The following is a 20,655-nucleotide window of genomic DNA, read 5'->3' as shown; positions in this document are numbered from 1 at the left end:
GGATGAATATTCTCTGGGGCCAGAAGCGCCCGACGTCTCCACCCCGACCGCGGCAGCATCCCGGAAGAAGATGAGGAAGGGTCTGGGAGGGAGAATTCCTTCTCCCTCCCAGGACCAAGCCGCGCCACGCCGGAACCGATCGCGCGACACCCCCGGTGGCCGGAGCCGTCCGGCGTGGCCCGTATCAGACCGCCGTGCCGCCCACGGTCAGCCCGGCGAGCTTGAGGGTGGGCTGGCCGACGCCGACGGGGACGCCCTGCCCTTCCTTGCCGCAGGTGCCGATGCCCGGGTCCATGCCGAAGTCGTTGCCGACCATCGCCACCTTGGTCAGCGCGTCGGCGCCGTTGCCGATCAGCGTGGCACCCTTCACCGGGGCGGTGATGCGGCCGTCCTCGATCAGGTAGGCCTCGGACGCGGAGAAGACGAACTTGCCGGAGGTGATGTCCACTTGGCCGCCGCCGAAGTTCACCGCGTAGAGGCCGCGTTTCACCGAGCGCAGGATCTCCTCCGGCGCGTGCTGCCCGCCCAGCATCACCGTGTTGGTCATGCGCGGCATGGGGATATGGGCATAGCTCTGGCGGCGGCCGTTGCCGGTCGGGCGGACGCCCATCAGCCGGGCGTTCTGCCGGTCCTGGATGAAGCCGGTCAGGATGCCGTCCTCGATCATCACCGTCCGTCCCGAGGGCGTGCCCTCGTCGTCCACGGTGAGGGAGCCGCGGCGGTCGGGGATGGTGCCGTCATCCACCACCGTCACCCCCGGCGAGGCGATGCGCTGCCCGAGCAGCCCGGCAAAGGCGGAGGTGCCCTTGCGGTTGAAGTCGCCTTCCAGCCCGTGGCCAATCGCCTCGTGGAGGAGGATGCCCGGCCAGCCCGGGCCCAGCACCACCTCCATCTCGCCGGCCGGGGCCGGGCGGCTGTCGAGGTTCACCACCGCCTGGCGCAGCGCTTCCTCCACCGCGGCCTTCCAGTTGGCCTCGCCCACCACGCGGTCATAGGTGAAGCGGCCGCCGGTGCCGAAGGAGCCGGTTTCGCGCCGGCCGTCCTGTTCCACCACCACGGACACGTTGAGGCGGACCAGAGGGCGCAGGTCGGCCACCTCGCGCCCGTCGGCGCGCAGGATGCGCATCGCCTGCCATTCGCCGGACAGGGTCGCCACCACCTGCTTCACCCGCGGGTCGCGGGCGCGGGCATGGGCGTCGATGGCGGCCAGCAGCGCGGTCTTGGCCGGGAAATCCATGGCCGTCAGCGGGTTGGCGTCGTCGTAGAGCCGGGCGTTGGTGGCGCGCGGCGGCTCGGCGACGGAAACGGCGCCCTCGCCGGGCAGGGCGCGCACGGCCTCGGCCGCGCGGCGCAGCGCCGCCTCGCCCAGTTCGCCGGCATGGGCATAGGCCGCGGCCTCGCCGCGCACGGCGCGCAATCCGAAGCCGCGGGTGGTGTCGAAGGAGGCCGAGCGGATGCGGCCGTCGTCCAGGGTCAGGTTCTCGCTTTCCCGGTATTCCAGGAACAGCTCGCCATCCTCCGCCCCGGCCAGCGCGTCGCGCACGGTCCGGCGGGCCGTTTCGGGGTCGAGGTCGCGAAAGAACAGCCGCTCGGTGGCGGCCAGCGGGTCGGTGGAGGCGCTCATGGCGGGGCGGGGTCCAGCAGGGTTCGGGGAAGGATGAGGCGGGCCGTGGTGCCCCCGCCGGGGGTGCTGTCCAGAGCCAGCTCCAGCCCCATCGCCTCGCACAGGCGGCGCGACACGAAGAGGCCCAGGCCCGTGCCGCCGAAGCGCCGGGCATGGCCGGCCTCCAGCTGGGTGAAGGCCTCGAAGGCGTGCTCGATCTCGGCGGCCGACATGCCGATGCCGCTGTCGGCGATGCGGATTTCCAGCCCGCCATCGTCGCGCCGGGCGGCGGAGATTTCCACCCGGCCGGCGGCGGGGGTGAACTTCACCGCGTTGTCCAGCAGGTTCAGCAGCAGCTGTCGCAGCCGCCGCTCGTCGGCGTGCAGCACGGGCAACTCGGGCAGCGGGGCGATCAACAGCGTCACCCCGCCCTTGCGCGCCAGGTCGGACAGCATGGTGGCGGCGCTGTCCAGCAGCGGGCCCAGCTCCACCGGCCCGGGCACCAGCGCCAGGGCGGCGCTTTCCAGCCGCGCCGCGTCCAGCACGTCCTCGATCAGCCCCAGCAGGTGGCGACCGGCATCCAGGATGGCGCGGACGAAATCGTGCGACCCGCCCCCGCCCGAGGGCAGGCCGGGCGGCGCGCCGGGGATGGGCCGGGGCGGCGGTGGCGGGGGCGGCAGGGTGTCCAGCAGCGCCTCGGAAAAGCCGATCACCGCGTTGAGCGGCGTGCGCAGCTCGTGCGTCATGGCGGCCAGGAAGCGCGACTTGGCACGATTGGCGGCCTCGGCGGCGTCGAGGGCCTGTTCCAGCTCGGCGCGCACGCGGCGGTCCTCGGTGACGTCGGTGAAGGTGCGCACGAAGCCGCCATTGGGGGCGGCCGCCGTGTTGACCTCCAGCACCGTGCCGTCGGGGCGGGAGCGGGTGTAGCGGCCGGGGCGGAAGGCCATCTTTTCCAGCAGGCCGCTCATGGCACGGTCCTGGCCGCCTTCGGGAATGTCGTGCTCCCCGCGGGCGATCTGCCGGGCCAGCAGTTCCGCCACGTCCTGGCCGGGGCGGCCATCCTCGGGTGCCAGCCCGGCCATCTGCAGGGCCAGGGCATTGGCGGAGACCAGCCGCCCTTCGGCGTCGATCAGGCAGATGCCGTGGCGCATGTTGTCCAGCATCACCTGCAGGATCTCGGTGCGGCGGCGGGCCTCGGCCTCGGCCCGGTGGCGGGCGGTGATGTCGGTCAGCACGGCGATGCGACCGCCATCGGGCAGCAGCGCGTCGCGGATGTTGAGCACCGTGCCGTCCGGGCGCTCGCGGGTGCGCTCGATGATGCCTTCCCGGTGCATCGCCTGGGCGATGCCGTGCATCCGGGCGCCGTATTCGGGGGTGTATTCGCCGCTGGCGACCCGGCGGTTCACCACGTCGGCGGCGCGTTCGCCCGCGGCGATCGGGTCGTTGGGAAAGAAGCCGAGATAGGCGGCGTTCACCATGGAGATGCGGCCGTCCGGCCCCACCACGCAAACCCCGTGCGGCATGGCGGCCAGCACGGCGTCGAGCAGGGCGGCGCGGCGCTGCGCCTCGGCCTCGGCCCGGCGCAGGGCGGTGACGTCGTCCACCTCCCGGATCCAGCCATTGCCGTGCGGCTGCAGGGTGATGCGGATCACCTGGCCGTTGGGGCGCTGCCGCGTGTTGGTGATGAGGGGCCGGTCGCCGACATGGTCCAGCAGCCGCATCGGCAGCTGCCGCCCGGGCAGGTTGTCGAACTCGCCCACCTCCGCCAGCAGGGCGGCGATGTCGCTGAAGCGCATCCCCGGCCGCAGCCGTTCCGGCGGGGCGCCGATCAGGGCGGCATAGGCCGGGTTGAACGAGCGCAGGGTGTCGCCGGGGCCGAACAGGGCGACGCCGGTCCGCAGCCCGTGCAGCAGGTCCTCGGCCCGCAGCGCCCGCTGCCAGTCCTGGGCCCTGGCCTCGATGCCGGGGATGTCGGACAGGTCCAGGCCGAAGGTGGCGTAGCCGCCATCCGGCAGGGGGGCGGACAGCAGCTGCAGCCAGCGGCCGCCGGCGGTGCGGGTGATGCGGCGGATCGGCACGCTGCGGTCCAGCGCCGCCACCTCCGCCGCCCGGGCCGCGGGGTCGCCGGGGCCGTAAAGGCCGCGCCGGGCCAGGGCCAGGATCACCTCCGGCCCAGGGGTGCCGGGCAGCAGCGGCTCGCCCCCCAGCCCGACCTGTTCCAGCCAGTCCTGGCTGATCGCGCGCAGGCGGAATTCCGTGTCGAGGATCACCGCGCCCCAGGGCAGCGCCGCCGGCCGCGGGGCCGCCGCTGCACCGTCGCCCTCCGGCCCGGCGGTCACGGCGGCACGGGCCCGGCAGCGGGCCGCAGGGCCGGGTCGCCGCCCTGCCCGGCACGCGCGCCCCCGGTGGCGCGCCGCGGCCGGCGCAGCGCGTGCAGCGTGCCCAGCGCCGCCGTCAGCACCGCCACCGCCACAGTCTGGTGCAGCGTGCCCAGCCAGGCCGGCACCACCAGCAGCAGGGTGGCCACGCCCAGCGCGTATTGCGCCGCCGCCGCCGCCCCCAGCAGCAGCGCCCAGCGCCGCGCCCGGCCCTCGGGCAGGTGCCAGCCGCGCCAGGCGGTCCAGCTGGCGGCCAGCAGCGCCAGGGTGGCGAGGAGGCGGTGGTGGAACTGCACCGCGGCGATGTTCTCGAACGCGTTGCGCCACCAGGGGGACAGGGCGGCGTAGCCGGGGGGCACGAACTGCCCTTCCATCAGCGGAAAGGTGTTGAAGTCCAGCCCCGCCTTGGTGCCCGCCACGAAGCCCCCCGCCAGCATGGCCAGCCCCAGCAGCCCGGCCGTGGCGTGCGCCCAGCGGCGCAGCGGCCGCGCGGCGCCGGACGCCCCGGCCGCAGGGTCATCCGCGTGGCCGGGGGTTTCGGGCCGGGGGTGCAGCAGGTCCAGCGCGGTCCACACCAGCACGCCGAACAGCACCAGCGCCAGGCCGAGATGGATCACCAGCCGCCAGGGCGCCACGGCGGTGCTGTCGGCCGCGAAACCCGAGGCCACCATGAACCAGCCCACCGCCCCCTGCAGCCCGCCCAGCGCCAGCAGCAGCACCAGCCGCCCCTTGTAGCCCGCGGGGATGCGGCCACGCAGCCAGAACCACAGCAGCCCGGCGGCGAACACCAGCCCGATCAGCCGGCCCCAGAGCCGGTGGCTCCATTCCAGCCAGAAGATGCCCTTGAAGCCGTCCAGCCCGAAGCCGCGATTCACCAGCTGGTATTGCGGGATGGTGCGGTACAGGTCGTAGAGGCGCTGCCATTCGGCGTCGCTCCAGGGCGGCAGGGCACCGCGGAAGGGCGCCCATTCCATGATGCTCAGCCCCGAGCCGGTCAGGCGCGTGGCGCCGCCGAGCGCCACCATCACCCAGACCATGGCGGCCACCAGCAGCAGCCAGCGCGCCACGGCGCGGCGGCCGCGCTCGGGGACGGCGGTGGCGTCGGGCGGCAGGGTGCGGGCGTCGAAGGGCATGGCAACGCTCATATAGGCGCACCCTGGACCGCTCGCCCCCCCCCTGCTACCCCCCGCGGCCGATGTGCCCGGCCCTTTCCGCCAGCGAAACCCACCGCCCCGTCCCGCCCGCGGTTGCGCCGGCGATCAGCGTCGTCGTGCCGATGCGCAACGAGGGGCCCAACGTGGCCGCGCTGGTGGCGGAGATCGGCGCCGCGCTGGCCGACGTGCCGCACGAGATCCTGTGCGTGGATGACGGCTCCACCGACGACACCTCCGCCCAGTTGCGTGAGGCGGCGGCGCGCTTCGCGGTGCGGCCGCTGCGCCATGCCCGGTCCTGCGGCCAGTCGGCGGCCGTGGTGACGGGGGTGCGGGCGGCGCGGGCACCCTGGATCGCGACGCTGGACGGGGACGGGCAGAACGACCCGGCCGATATCCCGAAGCTGTGGGCGCGCGCCCGGGCGGAAGGCGAGAGCACGCTGGTGGCGGGCTGGCGCACCACCCGCAAGGACACCGCCACCAAGCGATTCACCAGCCGCGTGGCCAACCGGGTGCGCGCCCGGCTGCTGGGCGACGCCACCCCCGACACGGGCTGCGGGCTGAAGGTGTTTTCCCGCGCGCTGTTCCTGGAGCTGCCGCCCTTCGACCACATGCACCGCTTCCTGCCGGCGCTGGTGATCCGCCAGGGCGGGCGGGTGGTGAGCGAGCCCGTGAACCACCGGCCGCGGCTGCGGGGCGTGAGCAACTACGGCACGCTGGACCGGCTGGCGGTGGGGTTGGTGGACCTGCTGGGGGTGATGTGGCTGCAGCGCCGCTGGCAGCGGCCGCGGCTGGAACCGTGACGGGCTTGCCCGGGCCGGGCGGCGGCAAGGGCGACGCCGGAGCAGGCAGCGCTGGGCAGAACGCCGCCGGACCGGAAAGCGCCGGGCACGGCGGCGCCGGATCGGACAGCGTCGGATCTGGGGGCGCCGGGCCAGGCAGTGCGGGACCGGCCGCCACGCGGGGCCGCGCCGGGCGGGCGCTGGGCCGGCTGCTGGCGCTGGCGCTGGGCCTGGGGCTGGCAGGCTGGCTGCTGCGCGAGATCGGCTCCGCCCAGGGGGTGGATTTCGTGGAAGCGCATGTGCGCGACCACGGCGCCGCGGGGCAGGTCTTCTTCGTGCTGGCGGGGGCCGCGGCGGCGGCGGTGGGGGCACCGCGGCAGGCGGTGGCGTTCCTGGGCGGCACCGCCTTCGGGGCGCTGACCGGCGGGGCGCTGTCGCTGCTGGCGCAGGTGCTGGGCTGCGCCCTGTGCTTCGGCTGGGCCCGGCTGGTGGGGCGGGACTGGGCGGCGCGGCGGCTGACGGGGCGGTTCGGGCGCCGGCTGCGGCCGCTGCACGACGCGTTGACCGGCAGCCCCTTCGGCGCCACGGTGGCGCTGCGGCTGCTGCCGGTGGGCAACAACCTCGCGCTCAACCTGCTGGCGGGGCTGTCGGGGATCGGGGCGGCGCCGTTCCTGCTGGGCTCGGCGCTGGGCTACGTGCCGCAAACCGCGGTGTTCGCCCTGCTGGGCGAGGGCGTGGCGGTGGACCGCACGGCGCAGCTGGCGCTGGGGGCGGGGCTGTTCGCGGTGTCCGCGGCGCTGGGCTGGTGGCTGCTGCGGCGGCACCGGGCGGGGCGGGCGATCGAGGAATAAGGACGAAACTCGCCTTACTTCCTTACCATCTTACTTCCTTACGCCCGGGCTGCGCCGGGGCGCCGGCATGAGCCTGATGACGCTGAAATCCTTAGACTTTTTTCCGTCCAGCGTCAAGCCGCGTGACAGATTCGGGCGTTTCTGCCACGCGCGAAACCCGGGCCGCAACCGCCGGGCCGGGACGGGAGTTCCCCTTGCCGCACCGGCGCGGATGAAAACGGCATGCTCGCACCCTTCCTGATGGGCCTGGTCGGCGGCCAGCGCGCCATGACGCCGCTGGCCGCCGTGGCCGTGGCGGCCGCGCGCGGGCGGCTGCCGGCGGATAACGGCGCGCCCGGAATGCTCGGGCATCCCTGGGCGGCGGCGGGGCTGGTGCTGCTCGCGGCCGCGGAAATGGCAGGGGACAAGTTGCCGGACGCGCCGGACCGCATCGTGCCGATCGGGCTGCTGGGGCGCTTCCTGACCTCGGCGGTGGCGGGGGCGGCGCTGGTGCCGCGCCGCCGGCGCTGGCTCGGCGCGGCGGTGGGGGGATGCACGGCGGTGACCGCCGCCTTTCCCGGCTGGCGGGCCCGGGTCGCCGCCATGCCGCGCTTCGGCCAGACGCCCACCGGGCTGGTCGAGGATGCCCTGGTCCTGGCCGGCGCGGTGGCCGTGCTGCGCGCGCTGCGCCGGGGCGCGCTGGACTGAGCGACGATTCCGTACGCGGCCGCCGGATGATCCGCGCTAGGATGGCGGCGTTGCCCGCTTCGCCGCCTCGGCCTAGACGGCAGAACGGGTGCCACGCGCTTGCGGGCCACGATCACGGAATCCCCTCCCGATGCTCGACGCCGCACTTCAGCCGTCCCAGCCGCGCAACCGCCTGCTGCGCGCCCTGCCGGAGAGCAGCCTCGCCCGGCTGCGGCCCTTCCTGAACCCGGTGGAGTTGTCGCTGCGGCAGGTGCTGCACGACCCGGAACGGCCGATCGAGACGGTGTATTTCCCCGAAACCGGCTGGATCTCCATGATCGCCCCGCTGGAAGACGGCGAGGGCGCCGAGGTCGGCATGATCGGCCCCGACGGCGTGGTCGGCATACCGGTGGTGCTGGGCGGCGATTGTGACGACCTGGAAGCCCTGGTGCAGAATGCCGGCACCGCCCTGAGCATCGGCACCGGCGCGCTGCGGGAGGCGATGGCGGCCGACCCGGTGCTGCAAGGGCTGCTGCTGCGCTACGCGCTGGTGCATCTGGGGCAGGTGTCGCGCACCGCGGCCTGCAACGGCCGCCACAGCACCGAACAGCGCCTGGCCCGCTGGCTGCTGATGGCGCATGACCGCACGGTGGGCGACGAGTTCACCATGACGCACGAGTTCCTGGCGATCATGCTGGGCCTGCGCCGGGCGGGCGTGACGGTGGCGGCGGGGGCGCTGCAAAGGGCCGGGCTGATCCGCTACCAGCGGGGCTGCATCACCGTCACCGACCGGCCGGGGCTCGAGAGCGCGTCCTGCGAATGCTACAGCATCGTCCGCCGGGACATGGAACGCCTGCTGGGCCGGGCGGATGGCGAAAGGGCTGCCCCCCGGCGCTGACCGGGGCGGTGGCGAGGCTGCCGGGAGGTCAGCGCGCCGGAGGCTCGCCGTCCGGCAGCGGGTGCGGCGCGGGGGCCGCTGGCCCGGTCTCCTCCTCGCCCAGCAGCAGCAGCAGCGGCCCCGGCGGCTTGTTTTCCTGCATCAGTCGGATGCGCCGGACCTGGCGGGACAGGCGGTCGTAGCTTTCCGCCAGGCGCTCGAAGGCATCCTGCAGGCTCGGGTTGTCCGGCACCTGGGCGGCACTCGCGCGCGCCGCGCTGGCCAAGCGGCCGTAATGGTCCAGCGCACCCATTACGGACATCGGGACCTCCCTGCTCGGCACGCTGCTTCCGGATTCCTAGGATGGGGTCTCCGGCCGGACCCGGTATATCACGCTTCCGCGAAACGCCGCGCCGCGTCTCGCGGGGAGGGCGCGGCGCGCGGGGGATGGGCCGGGCGCGGCCCATCCCCCCGGCCCCGGGGCGCGCTCAGTTCGCCGCCACCGGCAACAGCCGGGTCAAGGCGGCGCGCACCAGCGGCATGCCGATCTCGGCGGGGCCGGTCATCAGGCTCTCGGGGTGGAACTGCACGGCGGCCACCGGCAGACGGGCGTGTTCCACCGCCATCACCACGGCGTCCTCCTCGGTTTCCGCGGTGACCCGCAGCTCGGCGGGCAGGACGACGCGGCGGGCGTGCAGGGAATGGTAGCGGCCCACCGCGAAGCGCTCGGGCAGCCCGTCCAGCAGCCGGCCGCCGAAGGAGCGGACCGTGGAGGTCTTGCCGTGCATCGGCTCCGCCAGCACGTCCAGCGCGCCGCCGAAATGTTCCACGATGCCCTGCAGGCCCAGGCACACGCCGAAGGCCGGCAGGCCGCGGCGCAACAGCAGGTCCAGCGTATCGGACATCGCGAAGTCGGCGGGGCGGCCGGGGCCGGGGGAGAGCACCACGAGGTCGGCCGCCTCCCCTTCGCGCAGGGCGGCGCGGGCGGCGTCGGGGCGCAGGGTGGACACGGCGGCGCCCGCGGCCCGGAAATAGCCGGCCAGGGTGTGGACGAAGCTGTCCTCGTGGTCGACCAGCAGCACGCGCGGGGCGCGGCCGGCGGCGGCTGTGGCGGCCGCGGCGGCGGCGGGCTTCGGGGCGCCCTCGCCGCGCAGCGCGGCGAACATGGCGGAAGCCTTGAGGCGGCATTCCGCCTCCTCCGCCGCCGGGTCGCTGTCGTGGAGAAGGGTGGCGCCGGCGCGCACTTCGGCGACGCCGTCCTGCAGGCGGATGGTGCGCAGCGTCAGGCCGGTGTTCATGGCCCCGTCGAAGGTGACGCGGCCGATGGCGCCGCCGTACCAGCGGCGGGCGGAGCGCTCCTCGTTCTCGACGTGGCGGATGGCCCAGGGCTTGGGCGCGCCCGTGACGGTGACGGCCCAGGCGTGGCTCAGGAAGCCGTCGAGGGCGTCGTATTCCGGGGCCAGGGTGCCTTCCACGTGGTCCACCGTGTGGATCAGGCGGGAATACATCTCGATCTGCCGGCGGCCGATGATGCGCACGGAACCGGGGACGCAGACGCGCGACTTGTCGTTGCGGTCCACGTCCGTGCACATGGTCAGCTCGCTTTCCTCCTTGCGGGAGTTGAGCAGGGTGCGGATGTTCTCCGCATCCTCCAGCGCGTCGCGGCCGCGCTTGATGGTGCCGGAGATCGGGCAGGTCTCGATGCGGCGGCCTTCCACGCGCACGAACATCTCGGGGGAGGCGGCCACCAGGAACTCGCCGTTGCCGAGGTTCATCAGGGCGCCATAGGGGGCGGGGTTCACCTGGCGCAGGCGGCGGAACAGGGCCGAGGGCGCGTCGTCGCAGCGGGTGGCGAAGGTCTGGCCCAGCACCACCTCGAACAGGTCGCCGCGGGCAAAGGCCGCCTGGGCGCGTTCCACCATGGCGGCGTATTCGCCGGGGGCGTAGTCGCTCTCGGGCGGGGTGGCGCCGCTGCCGGGGCGGAAGGGGTCGGGCGGGGTGTCGCGCGGCAGGCCGTCGGTGCTGCGGCCGTCGGCGGTGGTGAACTCGTAGCGGTGCACGGAGGCGACCTGCTTCATGTGGTCCACGACATGGACCTCGTCGGGCAGGAACAGCACGAGGTCGCGCTGGTCCGCCGCGCGCGGCAGGCGCAGCGGCAGCGGCTCGAACTGGAACACCAGGTCGTAGCCGAAGGCGCCGTAGAGGCCGAGATGCGGGTCGGCATCGGCACCGAACAGGTCGCCGATCGCGCGCAGCACCGAAAACACCGAGGGCTGGCGGGAGCGCTGTTCTTCTGGGAAGCGGGCGGCGGGGGGGCGGATGCGCAGGGTGATGCGGTCGGGGGTGGCGTCGAAGCCCTCGGCTTCCGGCAGGGCCTGCAGGACCGGGGCAATGGCGCCCAGCAGCACGCGGCCGCGCGCGTTCAGCGCGTCCAGCGTCACCTCGCGACCGCGGGAAAACAGCATCACCGGCGGGTCGGCGCAGCCCATGTCCAACCGGGTGTAGCGGCCGGGAAACTCGAAGGAGGAGGACAGCAGGACGCCGCGCTGGCGGTCCAGCCGGTCGGCCAGCGCCTCGCTGCCGGCGGCATAGGGGCCTTCGGCCGTGCTGCGGCGGACGGTGATGCCGCCGCGGGTCTGGAAGCTGGATTCGGACATGGCGATCGGGTTCCGTGGGGTCTGGGGGCCGCGGAGAACCGGATCAGCTTGGAACAAATCGTGCCGCCCGGTTTTCCGGGAACGGCCGTGGCAACAGGGTTACGCGGGCCGCCCGTCTGGGTTGGGCCGCCACCAGCGGGTGGAGGAAGGGCGCGCGTTCATGCGGTGGAGGCTAGGGGGATGGCGGCGGCGGCACAAGCCCCCGGCGCGGCTTTCCCGGGCGCGGCCCGTCACACCGACGGCAATCGTAGGTCTTGCCGATGGCTTTCGCGGGCGCGCGGGGGCGGCCCGGCCGGGGGTGCGGCGGCCGGGGTTCAGGCCGGCGCCGGTTCCCGCCGCTGGCGCAGCCCGTCCACGAAAACCTCGATCAGGCGCAGCGCCGCCTCCTGCCAGTCCGGCCGGTCCTGGGCGTAGCAGATGCCGAACATCGCCCGCAGCACCTCGTCCGCGCCGATGTCGCCGCGGATCTCGCCGGCGGCGGCAGCGCGGGCCAGCAGCTCGCCCAGCGCCTGGGTCAGCCGGTCCATCGAATAGGCCATCAGCTCCGGCGAGTTCTGCGCCACCACGGCCAGCGCCGCCACCATACCCTTCTTGGTGGCCACCAGTTCCACGTTGGCGCGCATCCAGCGGCGCAGCGCCTCGGTGGGGCTGGCGCCGCCGCGCAGGGTTTCGGCCAGTTCCACCAGCTGCTCCACCTCGCGCCGGTACACGGCCTCGAACAGGGCTTCGCGGGTGGGGAAGTGGCGGTACAGCGTGCCGATGCCGACGCCGGCGCGCCGCGCCACGGCTTCCAGGCTGGCGCCCGCCCCGCCCTGGCTGAACACCGCCTTGGCCGCTTCCAGCACGCGCTCGCGGTTGCGCCGCGCATCGGCCCGCGGCTTGCGCGCCGCGCCCTCGGGATCACCGCTCATCGCACCGGCCATCGCATTTTCCGCTTGTAAACGGAGGCACCCTCCATATTCTAACCCCCACGGCACCGGGACGGGCGTGCTTCCCCCTTCCCCCGGCGTCCGTTTTTTCAACGCGGCAACAGCGCACCGGTCCTGCGGTCACCGGGGAAAAACGGCGGCTGCCGTTTATTTTCCCCGGCCCCGGGTCGTGCCGGGCGAACCGTGCCGAATCCGCTCCCCTCGGAGACACCGCATGAGCCTGAGCATCAACCTCACCGTCAATGGCGTGCCCAGGCGGATCGAACTGGAGGACCCACGGGTCACGCTGCTCGACCTGTTGCGCGAGCGCCTGGACCTGCACGGCACCAAGAAGGGCTGTGACCGCGGGCAGTGCGGCGCCTGCACGGTGATCCTGGACGGGCAGCGGGTGAATTCCTGCCTGGCCCTGGCGATCAGCCATGACGGCGCCACGCTGCGGACGGTGGAAGGGCTGGCGCAGGGCGATGCGCTGCATCCCGTGCAGGCCGCCTTTATCGAGCACGACGCTTTCCAGTGCGGCTTCTGCACCCCCGGCCAGATCATGAGCGCGGTGGGGCTGATCGAGGAGGGCGAGGCGGGCGACGACCCCGAGCGGGTGCGCGAGGGGATGAGCGGCAACCTGTGCCGCTGCGCCGCCTACAAGGGCATCACGGAGGCCGTGCTGGACGCGCAGGCGCGCATGGCCGCCGCCGGCCGGGAGGAGGCGGCATGAACCGCTTCGATTACCTGCGGCCCGCCACCGTGGCGGAAGCCGTCGCCGCGGCCGCCGTGCCGGGCAGCGCCTACCTGGCCGCCGGCACCAACCTGCTGGACCTGATGAAGGGCGGCGTGGTGCATCCGGCGCGGCTGGTGGATGTCAGCCGGCTACCCGAGCTGGGCGGCATCGAGGCCACGGCCGATGGCGGGCTGCGCATCGGGGCGCGCGTGCGCAACGCCGAGCTGGCGCGGGACGCGAGCTTCCGGCGGCGCTTCCCGGCGGTGGCGGAAGCGCTGCTGTCCGGCGCCTCGGCGCAGCTGCGCAACGCCGCGACGGTGGGCGGCAACCTGCTGCAACGGACGCGCTGCGCGTATTTCTACGACCCCGCCAGCGCCTGCAACAAGCGCGATCCCGGCGCCGGCTGCGACGCGCGCGGCGGCGAGAACCGGCTGCACGCCGTGCTGGGCTGGAGCGAGAGCTGCATCGCCACGCATCCGTCGGATTTCTGCGTCCCCCTGGTGGCGCTGGATGCCGTCGTGGAGATCGAGGGGCCGGCGGGGCGGCGCGAGCTGCCGCTGGACGCGCTGCACCGGCTGCCCGGCGACGCGCCGGAGCGCGACACCGTGCTGGCGCCGGGCGAGCTGGTGGTGGCGATCCGCCTGCCGCCGGAGGCGGCGGGTTTCGCCGCGCATGCCCGCTACGTGAAGCTGCGCGAGCGCACCTCCTACGCCTTCGCCGTGGTGTCCGCCGCCGCCTGCCTGCGGGTGGAGAACGGGGCCATCGCCGAGGCGCGCGTGGCGCTGGGCGGGGTCGCGGCCAAGCCCTGGCGCGCCCGGGCCGCGGAAGCCGTCCTCGCCGGCGCCCGCCCCGATGCCGCGGCCTTCCGGCGCGCGGCGGAGGCGGCGCTGGCCGAGGCCCAGCCCTCCGGCGAGAACGGCTTCAAGATCGAACTGGCGCGCCGGATCGTGGCGCGCGCCCTGGCGCTGGCCGCCGCCGGCACGCCGGAGCGCCTGCCCGCCCTGCCCGCTTCCCCCCTCGCGCCGCCCCCCGGAGGCTCCATCCATGTCTGAGCAAGCGACCCATGTGCGGCAGGGCTCCTCGATCGGGCAGCCGCTGACGCGCCGCGACGGCGCGCTGAAGGTCACCGGTCGGGCGCGCTACGCCGCCGACAACCACCCGCCGGGGATGCTGCACGCCGTGCTGGCCGTCAGCAGCGTCGCCCGCGGCCGCGTCGTGTCGCTGGACGAGGCGGCGGCCCTGGCGCATCCCGGCGTGGTGGCGGTGATGACGCCCGCCAACCGGCCGCCGCTGGCCCTGGACCCGGACGAGAAGACGGGTCCCTTCACCTTCCGGCTGGAGCTGCTGCAGAACGACCGGGTGCGCTACGCTGGCCAGCCCGTCGCCGTGGTGATCGCGGACACGCTGGAAGCCGCCACGGAAGGGGCCGCGCTGCTGTCCCCGCGCTACGAGGCGGAGCCGCCGCAGACCGGGCTGGACGGGCCGGACAGCTTCATCCCCGAGGCCATCGGCGCCGGCGGGCCTGCGGAAACCCGGCACGGCGACGTGGAGGCCGGGCTGGCCACCGCCGCGGCCCGCGTCGAGGCCACCTACGAGACGCCCTCGCAGTACCACAACGCCATGGAGCCGCACGCGGTGGTGGCGTCCTGGGACGGCGACCGGCTGACCGTGGACACGCCCAGCCAGGGCATGGCCTGGGCGCAGGAGCGGATCGCCGGGCTCTTCGGCATCCCCGCCGGCAACATCCACATCCGCAGCCCTTTCCTGGGCGGCGGCTTCGGGTCCAAGGGGGTGGTGTCCGGGCCGCAGGTGCTGGGCATGCTGGCGGCGCGCCTGGTCGGGCGCCCCGTGAAGCTGGTGCTGCGGCGCGAGCAGATGTACGGCCCCGTCGGCCATCGCGGGCCGACGCGGCAAACGCTGCGCCTGGGCACGGACGGCGACGGCACGCTGCGCGCCCTGGACCACCACGTGCGCACCGCCAGCAGCCGCTTCGACGACTTCTTCGAGCCCGCCGCGCAGGCCTCGCACACGCTGTACAACAGCCCGGCCATCAGCAGCACCACGGAAGCGGTGCGGCTGGACATCGGCACGCCGCTGTTCATGCGCGCCCCCGGCGAGGCCAGCGGCTCGGCCGCGCTGGAAAGCGCGATCGACGAGATGGCGCTGGCCGTCGGCCTGGACCCGCTGGAGTTCCGCCTGCGCAACTACGCCGAGGTGGAGCCGATCTCCGGCAAGCCCTTCTCCTCCAAGGCGCTGCGCGAATGCTACGCCCAGGGGGCGGCGCGCTTCGGCTGGGCGGGGCGGCCGCTGCAGCCGCGGCAGATGCGCGACGCGGACGGGTTGCTGGTGGGCTGGGGCATGGGCACCGCGACCTTTCCGGCGCTGATGTTCGCGGGCCAGGCGCGGGCGGTGCTGCGCCGCGACGGCAGCGGGCTGGCCGAAACCGGCGCGCACGACATGGGCCAGGGCGCCTGGACCGCACTCGCCCAGATTGCCGCCGACAGCCTGGGGATCGACCTCGACCGGCTGGAATTCCGCGCCGGGGATTCCACCCTGCCGGATGCCGGCATCGCCGGCGGCTCGGCGCATACCGCCACCGCGGGCGCGGCGCTGAAGGGCGCGGGCGAGGATGCGGTGGCGAAGCTGGCGGAACTGGCGGTGAACGACGAGCGCTCGCCGCTGTTCGGCGCCGGCAATGTGGGCGTGGTGGCGCGCAACGGCCGGCTGCTGCGGCGCGACGACGAGAGCCGTGGCGAAAGCTTCACCGACATCCTGGCGCGCGCCGGGCTGGCGGAGGTGGAAGGCCGCGGCACCGGCGCCATGGACCCGGCGGTGCAGGAACGCTACGCCACCCATGCGCACGGCGCCGTGTTCGCCGAGGTGAAGGTGGACCCGGAGCTGGGGCAGATCCGCGCCACGCGGCTGGTGGGCGCCTTTGCCGCGGGCACGGTGATCAACCCGCGGCTGGTGCGCAGCCAGTATTACGGCGGCATGATCTGGGGCGTGTCCTTCGCGCTGCACGAGCAGGCGGTCATGGACCCGCGTTCGGGGCGGATCATGAACGCCAACCTCGCCGAATACCACGTACCGGTGAATGCCGACGTGCCCTCGGTGGAGGCGATCCTGGTGGAGGAGCACGATCCCTTCGTCAACGCGCTGGGCGTCAAGGGCGTGGGCGAGATCGGCATCACCGGCACGGCGGGGGCGGTGGCCAATGCGGTGTGGCACGCGACGGGGGTGCGGGTCCGCCGCTTCCCCATCGCCATCGAGGCGCTGCTGGCGGCGGGCTGAGGGCCGGTGGCCGGCGCGCCGGGGCTTGCCGCGCCGTGCATCCCAGCCGGCCGGGGAACACCCGCACCATCCGGGGGCGGCGGCGTGCCCCCGGGTTGCGGCGCGCGGCGCGCTAGCCGAACAGGAAGTCGTCGGCGCCGATCTGCGCGATGCTCGTGTTGGCCAGGTTCAGCGTCACCCCGCCATCCAGCTCGATCACCACGCTGTTGCCGGCCTGGCGGATCTGCAGCGCCTCGAAGCTGCTCGCCGCGAAGCCCACCAGCCGGATCGTGTCGTCGCCCAGCCGGTCGAAGTCGCCGAGGAGATTGTTGGAGGCGCCCTCGTTCGCGCGGAACACGAAGACGTCGTCGCCCAGCCCGCCATCGGTGACATCGTTGCCGGCGCCGCCTTCCAACTCGTCATTGCCGGCATTGCCGTAAAGGCGGTCGTTGCCGGCAGCGCCGCGCAGCGTGTCGGCGCCGCTGCTGCCGTCCAGGGCGTTGTCCCCGGCATTGCCGGTGCCGGTCAGACCGGATTGCAGAAAGGTCAGGCGCTCGAAATCCGCGGCCAGGGTGAAGCTGATTGTGCTGAAGACGCGGTCGTTGCCGCCGCCCGGCAGTTCCGACACGGTGTCCCCGGCATCGTCCACGAAGTACAGGTCGTCGCCCGCGCCGCCGAGCATGGCATCGGCGCCGGTGCCGCCTTCCAGCCGGTCATTGCCCTCGCCGCCGGACAGGGTGTCGTCGCCGGCGCCGCCTTCCAGCCGGTCGTCCCCATCGCCGCCCTGCACCACGTCGTCGCCGGCATAGCCGCGCAGGCGGTTGTTGCCGGTGTTGCCGGACAGGGTGTTGTTCAGCGCGTTGCCGTCCGCCCGGATCGAGGCGGTGCCGAGCTGCACCAGTTCCTCCACCTCGGCGCGCAGCACGAAATCCGCCGTGGCGTAGACGCGGTCGGTGCCGCCGCCGGCCGCTTCGCGCACCACGTCGGCGCTGTTGTCCACGACGTAGTGGTCGTCGCCCAGGCCGCCGATCATCAGGTCCGCCCCGGTGCCTCCGTCGAGCAGGTCGCTGCCGCCCAGGCCGACCAGCGTGTCGTTGCCGTCCCGCCCCTGCAGGGCGTTGCCCGCCTCGTTGCCGGTCAGGCTGTTGGCGAGCGCGTTGCCGGTGCCGTCCAGCGCCTCCGTGCCGAGCAGCACCAGCTGCTCCACGCCCCCGGCGAGGGTGAAGGACACGGAAGCGCGCACCGTGTCGATGCCGTCGCCGCCCTCCTCCGAGACGGTGTCGCCGCCGTTGTCCACCACGTAGGTGTCGTTGCCCAACCCGCCTGCCGCCGCGTCGGCGCCCAGCTCGCCGCTCAGCAGGTCGTTGCCGGCGCCGCCCAGCAGCACGTCGTTGCCGGAGCCGCCCAGCAGCGTGTCATTCCCGGCGCCGCCGTCCAGCGTGTCGTTGCCGGCGCGGCCCAGCACGCGGTCGGCGCCCGCGCCGCCCTCGTAGCCGTCATGGCCGGCGCCGAGGTCGGCCTCGTTGCGCAGCAGCGCGGGGTCGAAGCTGCCGGGCAGCGCGTCGGGCGCGGGGGCGAGGAACACCACCCGGTCGTCGCCGGCGCCGGTGTTGACGGTGAAGCCGTTCTGCCGCCCGTTGCCGGTGCTGCCGTCATTGTCGGCGGTGATGCGCAGCAGGTCATTGCCGGCGCCGAGCAGCAGGGTGCCGCCGCGCGCGTCCTCGACCGTCAGGCTGCGGGCCTGGGGGCCGGCGAGGCTGAGTTGCACCTCGGCGAAGTCGCGCAGCGTCAGCGCGGTGCCGGTGAAGTCGTCCACCCGCACCCGCTGCACCGCTTCCCGGTCAGCGCCGAGGTCGAGCACCGCCGCCGTGGCGGAGCTCCATTCCAGCGACACCACGCCGCCATCCAGCGCGGAACCGTCCAGGGTGGTGCCGGACGCGAAGCTGGCCTGGCCCACCACCACATTGCCGTAGACCTGCCGGAAGCGGGACAGCTGGCCCAGCGTGTCGTCGTCGGCCGCGGCGCTGTTCTGCGTGCTGTTCACCGCCTGGTCGTTGTAGAGCAGCGCGCCAGAGGCATCCGTGCCGTCGCGCAGCAGGGTGAATTCCAGCGCGGCGGATTGCCGCAGCGTCAGCAGCGTCGCCTGCGGGTCATGGTCGGAGTTGCGCACCAGCCCCGAGGGCGCGCCATGGAGGTCGGAGAACTCGCTGTTGATGTGCACCACGTCGTACTGGGCCACGGCATAGGCGGCCCCGGTGGCCAGGGTGTGGTCCAGCGCCTGCGAGTTGCCGTCGAAGGTGTAGGTGTAGCGCTCGTTCTCCGGGAGCTTGGTGTTGAGGTCGGCGAGCACGGGGATGTCGCCGAAGCTTTCGCCGCGCAGGACGATCTGCGGCTCCTCGAAGGAGAACTCGTTGTGGTCGCCGATCACCAGCACCTTGGCGTCGGGCCGGTCGGCCACCAGCGCGTCCACGAAGGAGTTGGTGGCCTGGGCCTGGGCGACCCGCGCCGCCTCGGCGCCGTTCACCGGCGGGAAGACCGCGCCGAAATCGGTGCCGCCGCCGCTCTTGGAGGAGAAGTGGACGTTGATGACGGTGACGATCTCGTCGTTGAAGGCGAAGGTGCCGACCAGCGGGATGCGGGAGTTCGCGAAGGCCGGGTCGTTGGGCGAAACCTGCTCCAGGCTGAGCAGTTGCACCCGGTCGGCGCGATACAGGAAGCCCGGGCGGATGTTGCCGCCGGGCTCGCCGCCGGAGGTGTCGTCGGCGGGCGGGATGTCGGCATAGACGTAGTCCGGGCCGCCGGCGCGCCTGATGGCGTCGATCAGCGCCTGGCCGGTGGCGGCGGCGGAGGTCACGCCGTCATTGATCGCGCCGTTGTTGTCCTGGATCTCCTGCAGCGCCAGCACGTCGGGGGTGCGCAGGTTGAGCACGATGTCCCGGGCCAGCGCGTCGAAGCGGGCGACGCCATCGCCGGGGTCGAGGTTCTCGACGTTGTAGTCGGCGATCGTCAGCGCCTCGGCGCCGCCCGTCAGGGTGGTGACCTCCTTGCGCAACCCGCCATCGGTCACGGCGAAGGGCAGGGTCGGCAGCAGCTGGTACTGGCCGAAATCGTAGCTCAGCACGCCCGTCACATCGCCCAGCCGGTCGCCCACCTGCGTCGGCGGCTGGAAGCCCGGCTGCACGTTGCCCGGTGCCGGGTCGTACTGGATCTGGATGCGCTCGGGGTTCTTGTCGCTCTCGGTCAGGATCACGCCGCCATGCGGGGTGCGGCCGGTGGCGTCCTCCCCGTCATCGGCCAGCACCCAGGTCTCGTTGAAGCTGTTGGTGCCCTGCACCACCACGGCGTTGGGGATGCGCAGCAGCATCCCTTCCAGGCTCTCGTAGAAGTCCACGCCATCCGCCGTGGGGTCGAAGGAGGTGAAGTTGTCGTCCTGCGCCACCTCGGTGGGCGGCAGGCGGCCGCCCCGGCCGATCACCGTGGCCACCACGCCCTCGATCGGCGCGTCCAGCACGGCGATGTCGGGGGCGGTGATCTGGGTGGTGGTGAGATTGTTGAAGTTGCCGCCGCCGCGGAACTCGCTGACCGTGCCGGTGACGAGCAGGCCCTGGCCCAGCGTGACGCCCGGGGCACCGCCGGTGAAGACGAAGACGGCGTCGGAGGTGGCGAGGTCGCTGTCGCCCGCGTCCTGCAGGTAGAAGCCGGCGCTGTCCACGGCGGTGACGACCCCGCGCACCGTCACCTCCTGGCCGACGAAGCCGCTGGTGTGGCCGGCGCCCTGCACCGTGCCGATGGCAATGGGCAGCGGCGCCTCGTTGTCGGTGATCGTCACGGCGACGTCGGCCGGGTTCAGCCCGGCATAGGCGGGGTCGTCGCTGGTGGCAGGCGCCAGGGTCACCGTGCCGCCGTGGGTGCCTTCGGGCGTGGCGTCATCCACGGCGGAGACGGTGACGCTCTGCGGCTGGTTCCAGTTGGCGGCGGTGAACACCAGGGTGGTGGTGCCCGGCGTCACCTGGCCGTCGCCGGACAGGGCGATCGTCACCTCGGCAGTGGGCTGGGTGTTCAGCACCACGGTGAAGGAACCGCCCGCGCCACCCTCGGTGGCCGTGGCGGTGGCGGGCGTCACGGTGATGCCGGCCACGGGGTCGCCCACGGTGAAGCCGGCCGGAAAGGCCAGCTCCGCCGTGTCGCTGGAGATGATCCAGTTGGACGCGTCGTTGATGGCGGCCCGCAGCGCCTCGGCCGAGCCGGTGGTAGGCCCGGCATAGGCGCCGTTGTCGCGGTCCGCGTTGCCCAGACCGATGGCCACGGACAGCGTGCCGGCCGGCAGGTCCGCCAGGGCGTCGCTGCCGGCGCCCGGCACGTCGGAGGTGTTGGAACTGTTGCTGCCGGGCTGCCAGTTGCCGGCATCGTTCTGGATGGCGGCCAGCAGCGCGGTCGGCGAGGCCAGGCTGCCCTGGAAGGCGATCAGCTGGTCGCCGCTGTTGCTCAGCGCCAGGCTGCCCGACACATTGGTCCAGCCGTCGCCCTCGCCGGCATAGGTCAGCACCGTGCCGGCCGTCAGCGCCGCGGGGGCGGTGTAGCGCACCAAGCCCTCGCCGGTGCGGAAGGCGCCGCTGCCCAGCCAGCCATTGTCGGTAACCAGGATCTCCGTGCCCGCCTCCACGTCGCGCAGCAGCAGCACGGCGAAGCGCTCGGGCGCGGTTCCGGCGGGCGCGCCCTGGATTCCCACGAAGGCGAGGTCACCGGCGGACAGGGTGGTCGGCATGGGGCAATTCT

General features: G+C 73.7%; 14 protein-coding genes. 7 read left to right on the top strand and 7 right to left on the bottom strand.

The features are described from left to right. Positions 1-184: 184 nt before the first annotated feature. Genes tldD through ACLIBK_RS17115 form a run of 3 tightly spaced genes read right to left on the bottom strand, consistent with a single transcriptional unit; the run spans position 185 to position 5,126 of the window. A complete protein-coding gene (gene tldD, locus ACLIBK_RS17125; RefSeq protein WP_415388499.1) occupies positions 185-1,624 on the bottom strand; it encodes a metalloprotease TldD in 1,440 nt (479 codons plus the stop codon). Further along, positions 1,621-3,942: a PAS-domain containing protein gene (locus tag ACLIBK_RS17120; protein ID WP_415388498.1), complete on the bottom strand. Its 2,322-nt coding sequence runs from the start codon at positions 3,940-3,942 to the stop codon at positions 1,621-1,623. The genes tldD and ACLIBK_RS17120 overlap by 4 nt, the downstream gene beginning before the upstream one ends. Further along, entirely contained in the window at positions 3,939-5,126 is a 1,188-nt protein-coding gene (locus tag ACLIBK_RS17115; RefSeq protein ID WP_415388497.1) for a COX15/CtaA family protein, read from the bottom strand. The genes ACLIBK_RS17120 and ACLIBK_RS17115 overlap by 4 nt, the downstream gene beginning before the upstream one ends. A 50-nt stretch (positions 5,127-5,176) precedes the next feature. Between ACLIBK_RS17115 and ACLIBK_RS17110 the strand changes: the two genes are divergently transcribed. The 4 genes from ACLIBK_RS17110 (at position 5,177) to ACLIBK_RS17095 (ending at position 8,329) form a co-directional block, all read left to right on the top strand. Continuing rightward, positions 5,177-5,935 (top strand): glycosyltransferase family 2 protein, encoded by a 759-nt coding sequence (locus tag ACLIBK_RS17110; protein ID WP_415388496.1) that lies wholly within the window; start codon positions 5,177-5,179, stop codon positions 5,933-5,935. After that, positions 5,932-6,765 carry a TVP38/TMEM64 family protein gene (locus ACLIBK_RS17105; RefSeq protein WP_415388495.1) on the top strand — a complete coding sequence of 278 codons (834 nt, stop codon included), beginning with the start codon at positions 5,932-5,934 and terminating at the stop codon, positions 6,763-6,765. The genes ACLIBK_RS17110 and ACLIBK_RS17105 overlap by 4 nt, the downstream gene beginning before the upstream one ends. A 222-nt stretch (positions 6,766-6,987) precedes the next feature. After that, positions 6,988-7,452 (top strand): DUF4126 family protein, encoded by a 465-nt coding sequence (locus ACLIBK_RS17100; RefSeq protein WP_415388494.1) that lies wholly within the window; start codon positions 6,988-6,990, stop codon positions 7,450-7,452. A 130-nt stretch (positions 7,453-7,582) separates the two neighbouring features. Next, a complete protein-coding gene (locus ACLIBK_RS17095) occupies positions 7,583-8,329 on the top strand; it encodes a Crp/Fnr family transcriptional regulator (protein ID WP_415388493.1) in 747 nt (248 codons plus the stop codon). A gap of 28 nt (positions 8,330-8,357) precedes the next feature. Here the strand turns inward: ACLIBK_RS17095 and ACLIBK_RS17090 are convergent, their stop codons facing one another. The 3 genes from ACLIBK_RS17090 to ACLIBK_RS17080 all read right to left on the bottom strand — a co-directional run bounded on the left by ACLIBK_RS17090 (position 8,358) and on the right by ACLIBK_RS17080 (position 11,888). Then, positions 8,358-8,630: a hypothetical protein gene (locus ACLIBK_RS17090; protein ID WP_415388492.1), complete on the bottom strand. Its 273-nt coding sequence runs from the start codon at positions 8,628-8,630 to the stop codon at positions 8,358-8,360. A gap of 166 nt (positions 8,631-8,796) precedes the next feature. After that, entirely contained in the window at positions 8,797-10,965 is a 2,169-nt protein-coding gene (locus ACLIBK_RS17085; protein WP_415388491.1) for an anthranilate synthase component I, read from the bottom strand. Positions 10,966-11,279: 314 nt separating this feature from the next. Then, positions 11,280-11,888 carry a TetR/AcrR family transcriptional regulator gene (locus ACLIBK_RS17080; protein ID WP_415388490.1) on the bottom strand — a complete coding sequence of 203 codons (609 nt, stop codon included), beginning with the start codon at positions 11,886-11,888 and terminating at the stop codon, positions 11,280-11,282. 220 nt (positions 11,889-12,108) lie between these two features. On the opposite strand from ACLIBK_RS17080, the gene ACLIBK_RS17075 reads away from it, so the two are divergent. From ACLIBK_RS17075 to ACLIBK_RS17065, 3 genes are read left to right on the top strand one after another with little or no spacing between them, the layout of a single operon-like run. Next, the gene (locus ACLIBK_RS17075) at positions 12,109-12,606 is read left to right on the top strand and encodes a (2Fe-2S)-binding protein (RefSeq protein ID WP_415388489.1); all 498 of its coding nucleotides are present in this window, start codon (positions 12,109-12,111) and stop codon (positions 12,604-12,606) included. After that, positions 12,603-13,661, top strand: a complete 1,059-nt coding sequence (locus ACLIBK_RS17070; protein WP_415388488.1) for an FAD binding domain-containing protein — start codon at positions 12,603-12,605, stop codon at positions 13,659-13,661. Before ACLIBK_RS17075 ends, ACLIBK_RS17070 begins: the two co-directional genes overlap by 4 nt. Further along, on the top strand, positions 13,654-15,900 hold the full coding sequence (locus ACLIBK_RS17065; RefSeq protein ID WP_415388487.1) for a xanthine dehydrogenase family protein molybdopterin-binding subunit: 2,247 nt from the start codon (positions 13,654-13,656) through the stop codon (positions 15,898-15,900). The genes ACLIBK_RS17070 and ACLIBK_RS17065 overlap by 8 nt, the downstream gene beginning before the upstream one ends. Before the next feature lie 112 nt (positions 15,901-16,012). On the opposite strand, the gene ACLIBK_RS17060 is transcribed toward ACLIBK_RS17065, so the two are convergent. Next, on the bottom strand, positions 16,013-20,644 hold the full coding sequence (locus ACLIBK_RS17060) for a hypothetical protein (protein ID WP_415388486.1): 4,632 nt from the start codon (positions 20,642-20,644) through the stop codon (positions 16,013-16,015). Positions 20,645-20,655: the final 11 nt, after the last annotated feature.

This window comes from Roseomonas sp. BN140053, assembly GCF_047690175.1.
Taxonomy (GTDB): Bacteria; Pseudomonadota; Alphaproteobacteria; order Acetobacterales; family Acetobacteraceae; genus Roseomonas.
Note: the sequence above shows the minus strand (reverse complement) of the source record. Positions and strands in the feature narration are given on the sequence as shown.

Coding starts and splice junctions, on each gene's coding strand:
- tldD (WP_415388499.1), bottom strand. CDS start 1,624: ATGAGCGCCTCCACCGACCCGCTGGCCGCCACCGAGCGGCTGTTCTTT.
- ACLIBK_RS17115 (WP_415388497.1), bottom strand. CDS start 5,126: ATGAGCGTTGCCATGCCCTTCGACGCCCGCACCCTGCCGCCCGACGCC.
- ACLIBK_RS17110 (WP_415388496.1), top strand. CDS start 5,177: ATGTGCCCGGCCCTTTCCGCCAGCGAAACCCACCGCCCCGTCCCGCCC.
- ACLIBK_RS17100 (WP_415388494.1), top strand. CDS start 6,988: ATGCTCGCACCCTTCCTGATGGGCCTGGTCGGCGGCCAGCGCGCCATG.
- ACLIBK_RS17095 (WP_415388493.1), top strand. CDS start 7,583: ATGCTCGACGCCGCACTTCAGCCGTCCCAGCCGCGCAACCGCCTGCTG.
- ACLIBK_RS17090 (WP_415388492.1), bottom strand. CDS start 8,630: ATGTCCGTAATGGGTGCGCTGGACCATTACGGCCGCTTGGCCAGCGCG.
- ACLIBK_RS17085 (WP_415388491.1), bottom strand. CDS start 10,965: ATGTCCGAATCCAGCTTCCAGACCCGCGGCGGCATCACCGTCCGCCGC.
- ACLIBK_RS17080 (WP_415388490.1), bottom strand. CDS start 11,888: ATGGCCGGTGCGATGAGCGGTGATCCCGAGGGCGCGGCGCGCAAGCCG.
- ACLIBK_RS17075 (WP_415388489.1), top strand. CDS start 12,109: ATGAGCCTGAGCATCAACCTCACCGTCAATGGCGTGCCCAGGCGGATC.
- ACLIBK_RS17070 (WP_415388488.1), top strand. CDS start 12,603: ATGAACCGCTTCGATTACCTGCGGCCCGCCACCGTGGCGGAAGCCGTC.
- ACLIBK_RS17065 (WP_415388487.1), top strand. CDS start 13,654: ATGTCTGAGCAAGCGACCCATGTGCGGCAGGGCTCCTCGATCGGGCAG.
- ACLIBK_RS17060 (WP_415388486.1), bottom strand. CDS start 20,644: ATGCCGACCACCCTGTCCGCCGGTGACCTCGCCTTCGTGGGAATCCAG.